This is a genomic window from Clostridium sp. DJ247 (assembly GCF_014231265.1).
Map to the genome: position 1 here is coordinate 1 of NZ_JABAIW010000037.1, position 17,316 is coordinate 17,316.

The 17,316-nt window shown below is 29.0% G+C and carries 15 protein-coding genes; all 15 read right to left on the reverse strand.

Going from position 1 to position 17,316, the window contains the following annotated elements:
* Positions 1–21 precede the first annotated feature (21 nt).
* On the reverse strand, positions 22–1,188 hold the full coding sequence (locus HGI79_RS14770; RefSeq protein WP_185651466.1) for a glycosyltransferase family 4 protein: 1,167 nt from the start codon (positions 1,186–1,188) through the stop codon (positions 22–24).
* Between the two features lie 73 nt (positions 1,189–1,261).
* A complete protein-coding gene (locus HGI79_RS14775) occupies positions 1,262–2,209 on the reverse strand; it encodes a hypothetical protein (protein ID WP_185651467.1) in 948 nt (315 codons plus the stop codon).
* Between the two features lie 71 nt (positions 2,210–2,280).
* Positions 2,281–3,231 (reverse strand): glycosyltransferase, encoded by a 951-nt coding sequence (locus tag HGI79_RS14780; protein ID WP_185651468.1) that lies wholly within the window; start codon positions 3,229–3,231, stop codon positions 2,281–2,283.
* A gap of 115 nt (positions 3,232–3,346) precedes the next feature.
* Positions 3,347–4,510, reverse strand: coding sequence for a beta 1-4 rhamnosyltransferase Cps2T (cps2T, locus tag HGI79_RS14785; RefSeq protein ID WP_185651469.1), 1,164 nt, complete (start codon positions 4,508–4,510; stop codon positions 3,347–3,349).
* A 24-nt stretch (positions 4,511–4,534) separates the two neighbouring features.
* Positions 4,535–5,884 (reverse strand): UDP-glucose/GDP-mannose dehydrogenase family protein, encoded by a 1,350-nt coding sequence (locus HGI79_RS14790; RefSeq protein WP_185651470.1) that lies wholly within the window; start codon positions 5,882–5,884, stop codon positions 4,535–4,537.
* Positions 5,885–5,920: 36 nt separating this feature from the next.
* Entirely contained in the window at positions 5,921–6,565 is a 645-nt protein-coding gene (locus HGI79_RS14795) for a sugar transferase (protein ID WP_185651499.1), read from the reverse strand.
* A gap of 766 nt (positions 6,566–7,331) precedes the next feature.
* Positions 7,332–8,045, reverse strand: coding sequence for a CpsD/CapB family tyrosine-protein kinase (locus HGI79_RS14800; protein WP_185651471.1), 714 nt, complete (start codon positions 8,043–8,045; stop codon positions 7,332–7,334).
* A gap of 44 nt (positions 8,046–8,089) precedes the next feature.
* Complete coding sequence (locus HGI79_RS14805) at positions 8,090–8,857, reverse strand: tyrosine-protein phosphatase (RefSeq protein WP_185651472.1); 768 nt, start codon at positions 8,855–8,857, stop codon at positions 8,090–8,092.
* Between the two features lie 17 nt (positions 8,858–8,874).
* Positions 8,875–9,561 (reverse strand): YveK family protein, encoded by a 687-nt coding sequence (locus HGI79_RS14810; RefSeq protein ID WP_185651473.1) that lies wholly within the window; start codon positions 9,559–9,561, stop codon positions 8,875–8,877.
* 45 nt (positions 9,562–9,606) lie between these two features.
* Positions 9,607–10,638, reverse strand: coding sequence for a hypothetical protein (locus HGI79_RS14815; RefSeq protein WP_185651474.1), 1,032 nt, complete (start codon positions 10,636–10,638; stop codon positions 9,607–9,609).
* Positions 10,639–10,804: 166 nt separating this feature from the next.
* On the reverse strand, positions 10,805–12,181 hold the full coding sequence (locus HGI79_RS14820) for a cell wall-binding repeat-containing protein (protein ID WP_185651475.1): 1,377 nt from the start codon (positions 12,179–12,181) through the stop codon (positions 10,805–10,807).
* 140 nt (positions 12,182–12,321) lie between these two features.
* Positions 12,322–14,064, reverse strand: a complete 1,743-nt coding sequence (locus HGI79_RS14825) for a cell wall-binding repeat-containing protein (RefSeq protein ID WP_185651476.1) — start codon at positions 14,062–14,064, stop codon at positions 12,322–12,324.
* A 379-nt stretch (positions 14,065–14,443) separates the two neighbouring features.
* Entirely contained in the window at positions 14,444–15,598 is a 1,155-nt protein-coding gene (locus HGI79_RS14830) for a TolC family protein (protein WP_185651477.1), read from the reverse strand.
* 43 nt (positions 15,599–15,641) lie between these two features.
* Positions 15,642–16,073 carry a MarR family winged helix-turn-helix transcriptional regulator gene (locus HGI79_RS14835; protein ID WP_185651478.1) on the reverse strand — a complete coding sequence of 144 codons (432 nt, stop codon included), beginning with the start codon at positions 16,071–16,073 and terminating at the stop codon, positions 15,642–15,644.
* A gap of 16 nt (positions 16,074–16,089) precedes the next feature.
* Complete coding sequence (locus HGI79_RS14840) at positions 16,090–17,307, reverse strand: hypothetical protein (protein ID WP_185651479.1); 1,218 nt, start codon at positions 17,305–17,307, stop codon at positions 16,090–16,092.
* Positions 17,308–17,316 lie beyond the last annotated feature (9 nt).

Below are 17,316 nucleotides of genomic sequence, written 5' to 3' on the forward strand. Positions count from 1 at the left end.
ATCACATAGTATCTATAGCCATTACTTTGTATTAAAGTTTTGAATTGCTTTTCTATATATATTATAAATATTATTTGCATTTGCTTCTGCAGTAAAAACTTTAGAAAAGTTATACGCATTTATAGACATCCATTTTATTAGTTTCTTATTATTTATTAATTTTTCTATCTTATTTGCTAAATCAATGTAGTCTCCTTGCTTATATAAAACCCCATTATATCCATCTTTTATAAGTTCAGTAGTTCCCCCTGTATTAGCTCCTATAACAGGTATCATGCTCATCATTGCCTCAATTGTAACTCTTCCAAAAGCTTCGCATTTCGAACATACTAATTCTATATCCATATTTTCTCTTACTTCTACTAAATTATCAACTTGTCCCAATAATTTAACATATTTATCCAAATTATTTTTATTAATAAGAAATTTAAGATATTCTACTTTCTCTTTTTTTCCACTTCCAGCTATTGTTAAGTTTACGTTAGTATATCCTCTTTTTATAATTTCGCTAATTGCTAGTACGGCATCACTTTGACATTTTGCTTCAGATATACTTCCACATATTATAATGTCTATAGTAGACTTATTTTTATTAAAATTTTTTATTTGCAAATTATTTAAACTTACTCCATTGTATATTGTTAAAATTTTATTATTATCTATATCTTTTTTATACTTTTCACATATAGCTTTTGAAACAGTTATTATATATTCACTATTTTTTGAAATATAATCTAATGAATATTTTCTCGGAAGTATAAACTCTAAATTATGATCTTCCTTACCGAATTCTCTTATATGCCAAACATGTGGTATATTACATATTTTACTAATAATAGAACCAAAATTTATAACAAGACTATTTGTATGAACTATACTTATTTTTTTCTCATTTATTACTTTTTTTATTTTTAGAGCACTAATAACATTTAAATAATAAACTATAAAATATATTATTCTTTTTATCCACCACTTTAAATTATTTTTAGATTTACCAATCATCCACCATGTATATTTCATATAAATGATTTTAATGTTTCTTTTTCTTAATTCATTTTGAAGTTTCCCTGACTTTTTATTAGTTAAAACATATATTTTATTATTTTTTTTTAATATATCTATAATTCCAAGCAATGACAGTGTTGCTCCATTTAAATCTGATTCATGAGTCACAAATAAAATATTCATCATTTTCCTCCTTATTCATAGAACTAAATTATAAATTTACTATCAAAATTTTAAAATACTATCTATAATGTGACTATTCAACAAAAAATCTATTAATCCATTGCTCAAAATCATAATTATAAACTATTTCTTTACTAATCTTATGATATGGAGAATTTACGAAATTACACAATAAATTTACATTATCAATTCCAAGTATAAAAATATTATTTTTATGGTAAAAATCATAATTGATTATATTTTTATTAGTAGTAATAAGTTTTTTTTCGAAAAAAATTGCCTCCATAGTTCTAAGAGTGATACCTTCTTGGTTATCTTGTACAACATCTAATATAGCTTTACTTTTTGATATATTTTTTAATACTTCTTCGTATTCCATAGGGCTTTTATAAATAAAATTTTTATTATAAATATTATTTCTATCGTTAACAATATGAAAATATGTATTTAACCCTAAATTATCAAATTTCTTTTGTAAATTTAATAATTTAGTTAACCTGCCTTTATCCTTTCCTATAAAAAATATATCATATTCAATTTCTGAATTATCTAACTTATAATCCTTAAAGAAAAAGGTAGTATTATATTTCATATTATACTTTAAACAGTCTTCTTTATCGAAAGACCACTTTTCACATGAATTTTTAGGTATTAATTTAGGGTTTAATGAATTTGAAACTGGATTCCAATACCAAAAAATAAATTTTTTACCTTTTGCTTTTTTATTTATATAATTTATAATTTCTACATTAAAGAAATCAAATAAAATTATTGCATCAAACTGTTCTAGTTCGCTCTTCCATTTTCCATACCATATATCTTTAAAAGGTAAATTGAGTACAAAAAATATTTTTCTAATAAATCTAAAAATCAGTTGGAAGTATTTAAAATTTTTATATGGTTCATCAATTCTGACTCCTGTTTTTAAAATTTTATCATATACAAAATGAGCACTCTTTTTTGGTAATAGTATTAAGATTTTACTTTTATCAAATGCTTTCTTATTTTCCAATATATTCATTATCATTTTCCCCTTTTTACTTATATATAACTCTAATTAAATTATTAAAGTTTATATACACTTCAACATTTTTAATTTATAATCTTAATAGCAATTTTTATTATTCTTATATAGTTTTTCCCTAATTTGTTTTTAAAGTAACCTTCACAATCTTCTATGAATAATTTATTATTTATCCAATTAGGAAATTTTTCATTTAAATAATTTAAATGTTTTTTGAGCATTGTTTTTACACTGGATAACTTAGGAAGCTCATATTTTATAATCTTTTTAAATTGTCGCATAAAAACATTTTTTATAAATAAATATTCTATTTGCATCAATTGACAATTTCTATATTCTAATTGATTGTGAAAATTATATAATTTATCTCCAATCAAATATATGTCATAAATTTTATTACTTTTTTGAGAATTCATGATAGAGCCTTTTCTATTCTTTCTATAATAATACATTGGTTCGTTTATAAAAGTTACTTTTTTAGCTACGAGTAGCATTTTGTATGTTACTTCATTATCTTCATACCAAAGGTTCTTAGAAAATCTTATATTATATTCATTGAATAAATCTCTTCTAAATAATTTATTCCATACCGGCGGTTCATGTAATAGCTGATATTTATCTGCTTTATCCATAATAATTTTATTATATTTATCATACACTTCTACATATGGACATATTACTATATCAAAATTTCCACTTTCAGCTACTTCGTACATCTTCTTAAACATATCTCTTTTAATCCAATCATCAGAATCAACAAATCCTATATATTTTCCTTTTGCATTTTCTATCCCAACATTTCTCGCATCTGAAAGACCACCATTTTTTTTATTTATTATCTTAATTTTTTCTCTATATTTTTCATGATATCTATTTAAAATATCTAATGATTTATCTGTGCTACCATCATTAACACATATTATTTCATAGTCCTGAAAATCTGTTAATAATATACTATCTAGACATTGTTCTAAATATTGCATGACATTGTATATTGGAACAATTATGCTAACTTTCATCTTTTCCTCCTGCTACCAAAAACTATTATAAAAGGTTTTACATTAATTTTAACTAAATTACTTATAGTTACATGAGATAAATTATTAAGTAGGTTTTTATTTCTCATTCTTTTTGTTATTTATACTTAAACATAAATAGTTTTTCATAATCATTAATTATTTTATTCCAAGTATATTCTTCACTAATTCTTTTCTTTGCATTTTGACTGTAATTTAAAATATACTCTTTTTTATATCCATCTAAATCATTAATTAAATTTGATAAGTTCCCCTCATTCTTATTGAAATACAAAGCTCCTTTTTCTCCAACTTCTCTATTAAATCCAACATCAAGTAGAATATTCAAATCAGTAGTTGCTAAAGCTTCTAGTAGGGATGGATTAGTCCCACCTACTTCATGTCCATGAAAATATCCATATGCATTTTCTCTAATCTTTTTTAATAATTCTTGATTATAAACTGTTCCAACAAACTTTATTCTTTTATCTTTATCAAAGTTTGTCTTTTCTCTTAGTTCCTCGTAAAATTTATTTTTCTCTACATTTGTTATTAATACAAAATCTTTATTTGTTTTTGATTTCATAAATTCAGTTATCATAGTTTCATAGTTATTCTCTGGAACAAATCTACCAACCACTAAATAATATTCTTTCTTCTTAACATTTTTTTCTTTATACCATTGAAGTAAAGTACTATCCTCATCTGTTAGCTTGGATTTTTCAGTATCAGCTCCATAAGCTATAAATGCTGTTTTTGGATTATATTGTTTATAATCTTCTTTTATATATTTCTCTATATTTTTTGAATCACATATTAATAGGTCTGCATGTTTAACCATATATTTTTCTGAAACTTTCCAATATTGTCTTATAACCTTATTCCATTTTGCTCTTTTCCATTCATGTCCGTCTGGATTAACAATTAAAGTTCCACCTAACTTTTTTAACTTCTTTTTATAATGTCCCACAAATGGTCCTATTCTACATGCTAAAACATATATTATAGAATTCTTTATATTATTTTCTTTTATATATTTAATACTTTCTTTTAAGGCCACTATATCATAATAAACTGCTTTTGCTGGACCAATATTAGGTACTCTAATATTGAAACATCTAGCTCCATTATGTTGAAATTCTTTAGAATTATTGGATAAACAAGAAACATGATATTTTATATCTTTACTTTGCTGTCCTTCTGTTAGTTTTTCAACAAATGTCTCAAATCCGCCATATTTTGCGGGTATTCCTTTGGATCCTATAATAAATACATGTTTCATTTTCTAATCCCCTTACACATTATCCTATCTTATCGTTGCTGCCACTTCACTTTTGCTATCTTCTTCCAAACTTAAAACAGCCTTTCTTCCAACAGAATGATATTCTATTTTATTTTTTTCCACTTCGTTAATTTTATAACAATTTCTTCCATCAAATATAATAGGAGTATTCATTAATTCTTCGTATATATTTAAATCTAAAGACTTGATTTCATCCCATTCTGTAAATATAAATGCTGCATCTGCATCTTTTAAAGTTTCTTCTGGAGTTCTTACATATGTAATTTCAGTTGGAAATAGTTTTTTAAAGTTTTCTTCTCCTACAGGATCATATGCCACGATTTCTGCACCTTCATCTAATAGTCTTCTAACATTCGGTATTGAAGGTGCTTCTCTTAAATCATCCGTTCCTGGTTTAAATGTTAACCCCAATACTGCAACTTTCATTCCTTTTAAACTTCCAAATCTCTGTTTAGCTTTTCTAAATAATTTATATTTTTGATTTTCATTTACCTCTATTGTTGCTTTTATAGTTTTTAATTCATATCCGTTATCATTAGCTAACCAATGTAGCGCCTTTGTATCCTTTGGAAAACAAGATCCTCCATATCCTATTCCTGCATTTAAGAACTTGTCCCCTATCCTTGGATCATAAGACATTCCCTTTGCTACATCTTCAACATCCGCCCCAACAATTTCGCAAAAGTTGGCAATTTCATTCATGAATGATATTTTTAATGCTAAAAAGTCATTGGATGCATATTTTATCATCTCAGCACTTCTTCTATTAGTTACAACTATAGGTTGATTAAATCTTGCATATACTTCTTTCAAAGTATCTCTAGCTCTATTAGATTCAACACCAATTACTATTCTATTAGCGTACAAAGTATCTTTAACCGCTGTTCCTTGAGATAAGAACTCTGGATTAGAAGCCACTTCTATATGAACACCATTTTTTAAATTTTCCTTTAAAAACTCTTCTACTTTATCATTAGTTCCTATTGGAACTGTTGACTTAATAACAACCAAACAATCTTTTTCTATATTTTCAGCTATTTGCTCTGCAACATTATATACATAATCTAGGTTAGCCGAACCATCTTCTCTTTCTGGAGTACCTACACCTATAAAAATTACATCTGCATCTTTATATGCTGATTTATAATCAGTTGTAAAATCTAATCTACCTTCTTCATAATTTTTTTTAAGTATTTCATCTAATCCAGGTTCATATATTGGCGATATACCTTGTTTCATTAGCTCTATCTTTTCTTCGTTTGTATCTACGCAAGTTACACTATGTTCTAAATGTGATAAACATGCACCTGTAACTAACCCAACATATCCTGTTCCTGCCACTACAATCTTCATTAACAATCACTCCTATATATTTTGTTAGTATTACTCCTACGCAGCATTTTTATCTCCAAATAATACTCCAACTGTCCTAAATATAAGCTTCAAGTCCACCCATAAGCTTCTTTCCTCTATGTACCTTATATCAAGCTCCATCCATTCTTCAAAACCAATACTGCTTCTCCCCATTACCTGCCAGTAACAAGTAAGACCAGGTTTTGCCAAAAGCTTTAACTTATGATAGTCACTAAACTTAGCTACTTCCCTTGGTAGATTAGGTCTTGGTCCTACTAAGGACATTTCACCCTTCAATACATTGAATAATTGAGGAAGCTCATCTATGCTTGTCTTTCTTATAACTCTTCCTACTTTAGTTACTCTTGGATCATTTTTCATTTTAAACATTGGACCAGTCATCTCATTTTTATCTTTAAGTTTATGTAATATTTCTTCTGCATCAGTTACCATAGACCTAAACTTATACATATAGAAGGTTGTACCGTTTTTTCCTACTCTCTTTTGTAAAAAAACCACAGGCCCCTTAGAGTCCATTTTAATAGCTATAGCCGTTATTACTATCACAGGACTTAAAACGATAATTCCAAACAATGCTCCCAAAAAATCTATGATTCTTTTTGCAACATAATAGCCTGTACTTTTTTCGTAAATTTTTAAACTTTCAACATCATACTCCATACTTTTATCCCGAACTTCTACCAAGGCGCTCCACCCTTTCTTGTATTTGACACATTTCCTATCATTTAATTTAATCACTAAATAAATATAATATAAAACACCAACACCCTAGTTTTTTTGTTCCATTTTTCGAATACTATATTAGTATTTATTTTTAATAACAATAATCCCAATATATAAACTTTCTACTAAAAGATTATATATTACGCTGTACTTTTTTCGTAAATTCTTAAATTTCAAAAATAAAACAATAATACCCTAGTTTTTTTAGTTACATTTTTCGAATACTATATTAGTATGTACTTTTAGTAACAATAATACTAATAAATAAGCTTTTTATTAAAAGATTATTTATTAAGCCGTACTTTATCGTAAATTTTTAGATTCCAAAGATGTAAAACATACCCTGTTTTTCTGTCATATTTTCCCACAACTTATTAGTATGTATTTTTTAATAATACTAATTTTCCGAACTTCCACCAAGGTAATTCCACTCCTTCCTAAATCATCATATTTTCCATTATAATACCATTACCACTGGTTAACAAGCATTGAAATGGTATTCATAATAATATTTTTTAACATTTCTTAATTTAATATTAACTTTATTTCTATTAACTTTAATATTAAATATTTTTTTAATCCAGTAGTTTCACCTTGGTTTTATACTTGAAATTGTCCACTTTTTTACCAATTAACTTTATATTCCAATATATCTATGATAGAATTAAAGAAGCTTATAATTAAAGCTTCTCTATTACTGTAACTATTTTTTCTTTTTATTTTTAATTTGGCCACCATCTTCACCATAGTAATAACTATAGTAGTATCCATAGTAACCTTTTTCATGTACCTCCAACTTATTCAGCACTACCCCTAATATTTTAGCATCCACCTTTTCTAACAGCGCTTTAGCTCTTATTGCTGCTTCTCTTTCGGCCTGTGCTGATGCAATTACTAAAAGACATCCATCTGCATATCTTGAAAGCAGCTGAGCATCTGTTACGGCTATTATTGGTGGTGTATCAATTACTATACAATCATATTTTTCTCTTAAGTCTTCTACAAACTGTTTCATTTTTTCTGAAGCTAAAAGCTCCGCTGGGTTTGGTGGTCTTGTACCAGAAGTTAAAATATCTAAATCTTTATTTTCAGTATGCTTAACTGCATCCTCAAATTTTACATTACCTACAAGCAAATCTGAAATACCAACTTTATTAGTAAATGAAAATACCTTATGTAGTCTTGGCTTTCTTTGGTCACAGTCTATTAAAATAGTTTTAGCTCCACTTTCAGCCATAACCACTGCAAGATTGGCCGCAGTAGTGGATTTTCCTTCTCCTGGCCCTGAACTTGTTACAACTATAGTTTGAACCTTGTTATCAAAGGATGAAAACTGAATGTTTGTTCTTAAGGTTCTATAGGCTTCAGCTATAGGAGACTTAGGATTTTTTATGGTTATAAGATCTGGTTTTTCCATCACGTTCACTCCATTTATATCTTAATTAGCTTTAGTTTTTACTATTATTTTTTGAAAAAACTAAAAAAGCTTTTTTTCTCTTTTATTTTCTCACCATTAATATTTATGTAATCATTATTTAAAAGCTTGTATCCATTTTCTATTACTTCTTCTGATAGCTTCTTATTAAAACTTTTTGTTATGTGTAAAGCTTCCTTTAGTCCTGGACAGCGACTTTTTATAGTATGAGCGTCAGAAGCTATAAAATTACATATTCCATGCTGAATTAAAGTTTCAGCTGTTTTCTTTACTGTCTTTCCAAATAGTCCTTTAATACTTCCTGTATTAATTTGAAATAAACAGCCTTCATTTATAAAGTCATTTATAGTTGAAGGTTTTTCAATTATATAACTATATCTTTCTGGATGAGCAATTATAGGTTTTATACCTTGAAGCCTAAGCTCATATATCATATCTAATGCATCCTTTGGTATAGCTTTCATAGAAAGCTCTATGAGCATATACTTAGTTTCCCCTATACAACCCACAATACCTTCATTATAAAATTCTAAGGTATGCTTATCTAAAAACACTTCTTGTCCAGAAATTATGTTTATATCCATACCTTTTTCCTGAGCTATATTGTTAACTTCAGTTGTAAGCTTACATATATCCTCATATTTATTATCATAATATCCAGTATAAAAGTGAGGTGTTGCTACTATGTTTTTAGTACCATCTTCACTAGCAATTTTAAGCATTTCTAGTGTTTTTTCTATTACATCTGCACCATCGTCTATACCTGGAAGTACATGACTGTGTATATCAACCAAATATAAAACACCCCTTTTTATTGTTCTACATTTTTAGGTATTATTCCTATAACAGGAATATCTAAATATTTATTTATATCTTCTTCTGTCTTTATAGTACTATCCATGTATTCAAGTACAAAGGTAAGTCCTACAGATGCCATAAGTCCAATGAAAAATGCTATAGCTACATTTAAAGCTTTTTTAGGCTTTATAGGCTTTTGAGGCACCTTAGCTCCATCCATTATTTGTACATTTCCATCTGGGTATATTCTTTTAGCTTCCTGCATAAAAGCATCAGTAACAGCATTCATTATAAGATATGCTTCCTGTGGATTATTATTTTGTACTTTAAATTCAACTATTTGTGTATCTGCCTGTGGTGTAACTGTAACAATACTTTTAAGCTTACCTGATGTTATGTTTATGTTATTTAATTTTGCCGCAGCCTTATCTGCAACCGCTGTAGATTGCCCTATTTGCGCATAGGTTTTTACAAGTTTTTGAAACATCATTATATCATTATAGTTATTTTGAGTTTTATCACCAGTATTGGCTTTTCCTATAACAATACTTGTTTTTGCTTCATATGTAGGTTTAATTACAAAAAAGCTTAGAATTCCAGATATTAAAGTACACCCAATTGTTATAATTAGTATTAATTTTACTCGCTTCTTTAGTATATAGAAAAAGTCTCTTAAATCTAGCGTCATTTCTTCTCCCATTGATTACACTCCTCCTTGGTATTTATTTACAAAACTACTTATATATTATTTCCCTAGGATATTACTTACTATAGTTATATCACTACCATTTATATTTGAAAAAACTGCAGCCTTTAACTGAGCTTTTTCTTGTGAGGATAGCTTATTATACTGCCCTCTCACACTGCCAGCATAGTTGTATGGGTTTGCATTTGGATTACCCTTCATACTATTTATCACAGATATCATTTCAGATATAACTGCTTTTTGTGCTCCCGTACTTACGGATGCTGAAGCATTATTTAGTCCTTCACTTATTCTGTTTAGTGCTGTGTCCATTTCTGCTGTACTTTTAGGCGCTGAACTACCAGAAGAATTTGTATTATTTGAACTGGTTTCAGTTTGTGTTGAATTATTTTGGTTTGTTGTGTCTCTTGTTTCTTCCTTTTGCTTAGAATTATCAATAGAGCCATTTATATTGTTTACTATAGATTTTAACTTTGCTTCCAAATCAGTTGTTAGCTTCTCCATTCCAATATATATGGAACTGTTTTTAACTTCTAATGATTTTATCTTTAACGGAAAGGCACTGCTGTCAATTACTATACTGTTATCTTTAACGGCCATAGTCCCTTTCATATAGGTTGATAGTTTATTTATAACTAAATTTTGAGGTAAATTAATCTTTCCAATTTTAAAGTATAATGGTTTGTATATAACTTTATTATCTTTATATGCAATAGTACCTTCAGAGGTAAGTAAGAAATTCATTCCTTTGTAACTGGAAGGTATATATACCTTTATACTATTATTTAAAATTTCACCATCAATTCCCTTTATACTTACTCCCCTTACAGTCTTTTCTCCTTTAAAGTACATATCTATTATTTCGTTTAATTCATCCTTATTTATTTCAAGTACGGTTCCATCTATCCTAGCCTTTTGGATTTTACCTATTAACTGTACTGATACTTTTTCTTCAGATGCTTTATAGGAAGAGTTCCAGGATAGCAAATATAAGAATACACTGCAGAAAACAATGATAAGTATCAATATACTCAATACTATCTTAAGTATCTTTCTATTTTTTACAGCCATTATAATCTCCTCCTTAAATCTTTATATATCTTACAATTTCCATTTTATCATTTTATGTCATACTCTGTAAACAAATAAAGATTTCATTTTTTTATCATTACAACCTAAATTTACATATAAATACAATGTTAAAGGCTATAGATTTCTCTATAGCCTTTTATATTTATTATAGGCCAAATTGAGCTTTTAGCTTTAATGCCTCACTCGGACTCATCTTTGAAAGAATCTTGATTTGTAAATCATTCTGTTCTGCTAATGATAACTTGTCATACATAGATTCTACTTCATCCGCATCTGCTTTAGTATCATAGTTTGAATTAGCTATAACTTTGTTTATAGTATCAATAATTTTTGAAACTACTGCCTTTTCGTTTTTATTAGTTATAGTAGCTTGTACTGAATTTAATTTATCTAATACCGACTTTAGCTCTTCAGTATCAATTGATGATCCTCCACCGCTTGAGGAACCACTTCCACCACCAGAAGTACTACCTCCACCGCCACCAGCTGCTGGTGTTGCAGGAGCATTTATTACTTTACTAGATAGAGCCTGTGTAAGATTTGACACAAGAGTATCTGGTACTGCCGCAGTTCCTCCTAGTGCTGTAATATTTGCAGTAGCTTTAGCATTTTCCTTTATAAAGCTTTCAATAGCAGGTGATAGTGTTTTATACGTTAATACCACTGGTGAAGATGTTTTTACTGCTAATGCTGCTCCTGATAGAGCATCTGCAAACTCGTTTCCTGTAGGACCATCCCCCTGTACCACATATATACTATCAAACTTAAGCTTATCTTTAAAATATTTCATTATATTTAAGCTTGTCTCAAATCTATCTTTTCCACTTAATCTTACAGATGATGACGATAACTGTTGTGCAGCAGTATTACTTATAACCCCTTCGCCACCTATTATATAAGAGCTTTTAATAGAAGCTTTATTTTCATTTATATAATTTTGTATTGCTGTTGGCAATTGATCCTTTCCTGTTAAAAGGATAGGCATGTTATCCTGAGCTGCTATAGGCGCAATAGATAAGGCATCTGCAAAACCATAACCTGAGGTTACTGCCACCTTTTCAATAGCTCCTAGCTCTTTTGCCACTAACACTGAAGTTTCATACCTGTCATTACCACCGATACGTTTTATATCTCCTATGATAGTTTTCAATTCATTTTCTGCCTGCTGTGAAACAGATGCATATTTACCTATAATAAAAACATGCTTAGCATTTAATCTTTTTATTTCTTCTACAGTTTTACCATTAAGCTTACTGCTTGATGTTAAAAGTATTGGTGCATTATATTTCTTAGCCAAAGGTGCTGCACATAATGCATCTGCGTAACCTTCTCCGCTGGCAACTACTACATAATCAGAAGTTGTCCACCCTTGTTTTGAAATAGCTGCAGCTGTTTCATATCTGTCTTGTCCCCAAAATCTATTTGATGCTGCTAAAACCTTTGAAGAATTTATACTAACTATTGAAGTCCATAAAAACACACCTAACAGTAATGCAGTAAATTTTTTATTTTTCTTTAGCATATCTTACCTCTCTTTAATCTATATTATTTTATGGAGTTTTTCACATGCAGTTATTATTGTACCATTAATACATAAATTATTCAACATTGGTGTTTATTTACTAAAAGAACTCAGGAAAATTCCTGAGTTCTTACTGTTAGCTAGTTTAATTCACTAATATTAAATTTAACTACGTCACTTTCATCATAGAAAGAGTAGTTTCCTAAAGTTGAATCACTCATATCAAGTATATTTAATAAATTATTTATGTTATCTTCTCTTGATAAACTGCTTCCAAATACAGTGTTTCCATCTTTAACTATTTGTGTAACAGTATATAGTCCTTTGATTTCAACAACTGGAACAGCCTTAGAAGGATCGAAGTTTGCTTCTATACTATCACTTAATACTGTTTTGAATTCATCATATGATAATGTGTTATCATTGATTCTTTCTGCTATTGAATCTACCTTAAAAGTTCCATTAGGATTTATATACTGTGGATACTTAGCAGATACCTGTTCTAAAGATTCAGTAAATGTCTTTCCATTAACTGATATTAAATCAGAATTTGCTTCAATTTTATTTTGTACATTAGTTAACCTAGCTTCTATAGTAGCTACATCTAAATCTTGTGATTTATCAAATATGTCCTTAACTGATTCTAGATTTGAGTTTTTAACTCCTATTTCTATAGAATCACCACTAGTATCCACGTTGAAATACTTTCCAACTAGAACATCAGGATTACTAGGATCTGCAGGGAAGTACTTGCTTAAGCTTGCACTATTCTTTATATAGGAATTTAGCGTATCTCCTACAAAACCTGTTACATCATTAGAAGAAGTGCCGCCACCTGATCCGCCTGATCCGCCTGATGATTCTTTTGGTAAACTATCTTTGATTTGTGCTATAAAGTCATCTGATAGATTTGCTGTTCCACCTAGTATTGTTATTGTAGTACTAGATGTTAACTTTGTTTTAATAAGGTCTTCAGTAGAAGCACTTAATGTCTTTCCTGTTATTATTAGAGGATTTTTATTTTTAGCTGCTATTGCTGAACCTGATAGAGCATCTGCAAATTCATTACCAATTGGGCCGTTTCCTAATGCAAGATATACATTATTAAACTTGAAGTCTGCTGCAAAGCCTTTAATTACTTTTGCATTTGTTTCATATCTATCTGCTCCACCAAATCTTTCTGCTCCTGGTACTGCTTTCATTGTATCATCACTTACTGATGCGTATCCTCCAATTACATAGGTTTTAGTTATTCCACTGTTAGCCTTTATGTAATCTGCTGTTGGTTGTGATAATGTAGCGCTTTGAGTTAAAAGTATTGGCATTCCTTCTATTGCCGCTACCGGAGCAGCTGATAGAGCATCTGCATAACCTTCTCCTGAAGCAAGTACTATTTTAGTAGTTGTTCCAAGCTTTTGTGCAACTTTTACTGATGTGTCATATCTGTCTTGTCCACCTAATCTTTGTATATCAGTAGTTACTTCTGCTTTGATTTTATCTTCAACAGCTTGAGATACTACTCCTTGTCCACCTATAATGTATACATGTTTAACTTTTAATCTCTTTAACTCATCTAGAGTAGCAGCATTTAGAACATCCTTTTGAGTTAAAAGTATAGGTGCATTATTTACCTTTGCTAGCGGTGCTGCACAAAGTGCATCTGCATAACCTTCTCCACTTGCTATTACTGCATAGTCAGATCCACTTGTCCATCCTGTTTGAGAAACCTTTGCTGCTGTTTCATATCTGTCAGCTCCCCATAGTCTAGGACTTTCCGGTGGTGTTACTGAAGCTGCTTTTACGCTAGTTACTGCCGCTGAGCTTGTTATTAATAGCGAAGCAATTGTACTAGCCGATAAAGCTTTTTGTGTCTTTTTTTTCATCTTCTTTCCCTCCATTTTTCCAAATATTGCTTTATTATAAAATATTATTATAATACAAATAAAGTAAGCATTTATAATAAAGTAAAACTCCAATTCTAAGGCATTTGCCTAAAATTTAGTTCAATTTTTTGTATGCTTATATTTGTATACTTGTAGATAAAACTTCAAACTATTTGTATTATACTATATTACTGCATTTTTTCCAAGACTTGTTTAATAAATTAAACAATACGTAGTATACATTAAAATCTTTAAGGTATTACATAAATATTAATTATTAAACTTCTCAGCTGGTAGAAAAGACTCTATCTGAATAAAAAAAATAGATTATCAGTTAAATTTAACTGATGATCTATTTTTTAATCTATATTTTATTTTGTTAACTTATGGAACCAAATGAAGCATGTCCGTTTAACATATATTTAAATTTTTCTTGAGCAATCATATAGTCATTTATTGCATCCTGAGTGGCAGTCTTCTGATTATCCAATTCAAGAGCAGCAAAATTTAAAGTTACTTTGTCTATCAATCCATTGTCAAAATTCTGTTTTGCTTTGTCATAGCTCAATTGAGCAGCTTCCAATGCTACATTTTGAGTTTGCACATTATCTTCCATATTCTTCAAGTTATAATATGAATTCCATAGATTTACCTGTGTTGAAGTATAAGTATCAGTTGATTTATTTTCTAGATTCTGCAGGGTTAACTGTGAATTCATAGGTTCAGTTACAGAGTCATAAGCATACTTTGTATATATATCTACTTGTTTTTTTGAAAGATCGATGCTTTTTTGAAGGCTTTTATAGCTATAATCATTTTTTGATGCATCAATAATCTTATTTTCTATATCTGTATCATCAAATTTAACAAAATTCTTTTTAGCAGGAGACAATTTCAAATCAGTATTAAAATTTAAACTCATATTTAAATATCTTTTTACAAAAAACAGTGAAATTTCCATCCGACCCTGTGGTAGCCTTATTGCAGATAACAAACTATTCTTTTTAACATATAATGGGTTTAATTCATCTTTAGTTGATTGTCCTAATTTTATTTTCTCCTGTAATTGATTTATTTGGCCATCCAAATCTTCTATATTCTTATTAATATTGTCTATTCGCTGCTTGTATGTTAAAACCTTCATATATTGTTGTTCCAGATCAAATTTCATAGTATTTAATCTTTCATCTTTAGTATTTTTTATGTCATCTAATGTGTTTTGATCACTTAATGGAGTCAGATCCCTTTGAATCACTAACTGTGCATACTGAACAGGTGCATATTGAGATTGAGCTTTACCTGACGTGGCAATAGCTATAGATTGTTGATTATCCCAATTATACTGTTTATTTGCTGCATCTATTTGGCTGTCAATATTTTTTAATTCTTCATTACTACTTTCCAATTTGCTAATAGCTTGTTCTAATGTTATACTCACCACATTTCTTTCTGCAGAAGAAGCTTCTGCAAAACAAGTAGTGGTTACATTTAGAGAAATAGCTATTGCAATTAAAAAACTTAATTTCTTTTTCATAAATTTTCCTCCACACTTATTTGTTAATTTGTTCTTTATTATTTTAACTGTTTACAACAACTTTTTCTAAAGTTCTTAAACCCTTTAAAATAATATCTATATCCTCAATACTTGCATTTTTAAATACATTTCGGAAATGATCTATATAATACTTGTTGGTTTCTTCTTCCAGCTTCAATGCTTTATCTTCCATGATTATTAAAACTTTTCTTCTATCCACTATATCTCTTTCTCTTCTAACCATGCCTTCTTTAACCAATTTGTCTATTAAGAAAGAAGCTGTACTATTTGGAATTCCTGAGGCTTCACTTATTTCAGTTAAGGTTTTAACTTTTCCTTCCTTTAATTGATTTATTATTAAAATTTCAGGAAAAGTAAGTCTTTTACACCTGCTATCACTACTCATCTTTCTATTCATCAACTTAGATACAGCTTCTATTTCCTTTGCTATTTCGTAAATCTTATCCTTACACATGCTGCCACCTTTTAATTTAGTATCCTATTCCTGAAACTCCTATTGACTGATTAGACAGTCTTGTAAATAAATATGCGTATCCCTCCAGTATAAATTTATACTCATCCTGAGTCACCATATATTCATTTACTGTTCTTTGTGTTAGGTTTTTTTGTTTATCTAAGTCTAAGGCTGCTGAGTCCAGAGTTGCTTTGTCTGTGATTCCTACATCAAAATTTTTCTTTGCCTTATCGTAGGTTTCCTGTGCACTCTTCTCAGTAAGTCTCTGAGTTTCTACTGCATTTTCTTTATCCTTTAGAATATCGTAATAAGACCACAGCACATGCTGTAAACCATCGTTAGCAGTAATTAGTGAGTTTTGTAAATCTACTATAGTGGATTGAGTACTGGTTTCTCCTGTGAAGGAATTATGAGAATACTTAAAATATATATCATTTTGCTTTTTTACAATATCTATATTGTTCTTAAGTGACTTTCTGCTGTAATCTTTATCGAATGCAGCATAAATTTTATTTACTATATCTGTATCATCGAATTTAACATAATCCTTTTTTGCAGCGGATAAATTTAAATTTTTATTTAAATCTATGTTTAAATACTGCTTAATAGTTAACAATGATTGATCAATTTGATGTTGAATATCACTTATTTGAGAGGAAAGTTGGATTTTTTGAAGATTTAATGAATCTAATGCATCGGAGGCTGCTTGACCAACTTTTATTTTTTCCTGAAGTTGTTTAATTTTCTCATCTATGTTTGCTAAGGTCTTATTTATATTATCAATCTGATCTTTACAGGTTAATACATTCAAGTACTGTCTCTGCATATCAAATTTTATTATATTTAATCTCTCATCTCTAGATTTCTTAGCATCCTCTATTTTTTGTGCATCATTTAAGGGTACAACCTCCTGAAGCAACTTGGCTTGTAAATATTGATTGGTAAGAACTGCAGTTGGTGTCTTTACGCTGGTGTCTATGGTTGTAGCATAATTATGATCTATATCATACTGTTTATTTAGAATATTTATTTTATCATTCATAAGCTTTAATTCTGTATTATTTTTTTCTATGCTATTTAGTGCATCCTCCAAGGTTAAAGTTATTGTGTCATTATTTATTGATATATTATTAGTAGTATTGGATGGAACTGCTGGAGCTGCATCAGCAAAAGCAGCAGTGGTTACACTTAAAGAAATAGCTAAAGCAATTAAAAAACTTAACTTTTTTCTCATGATTTTACC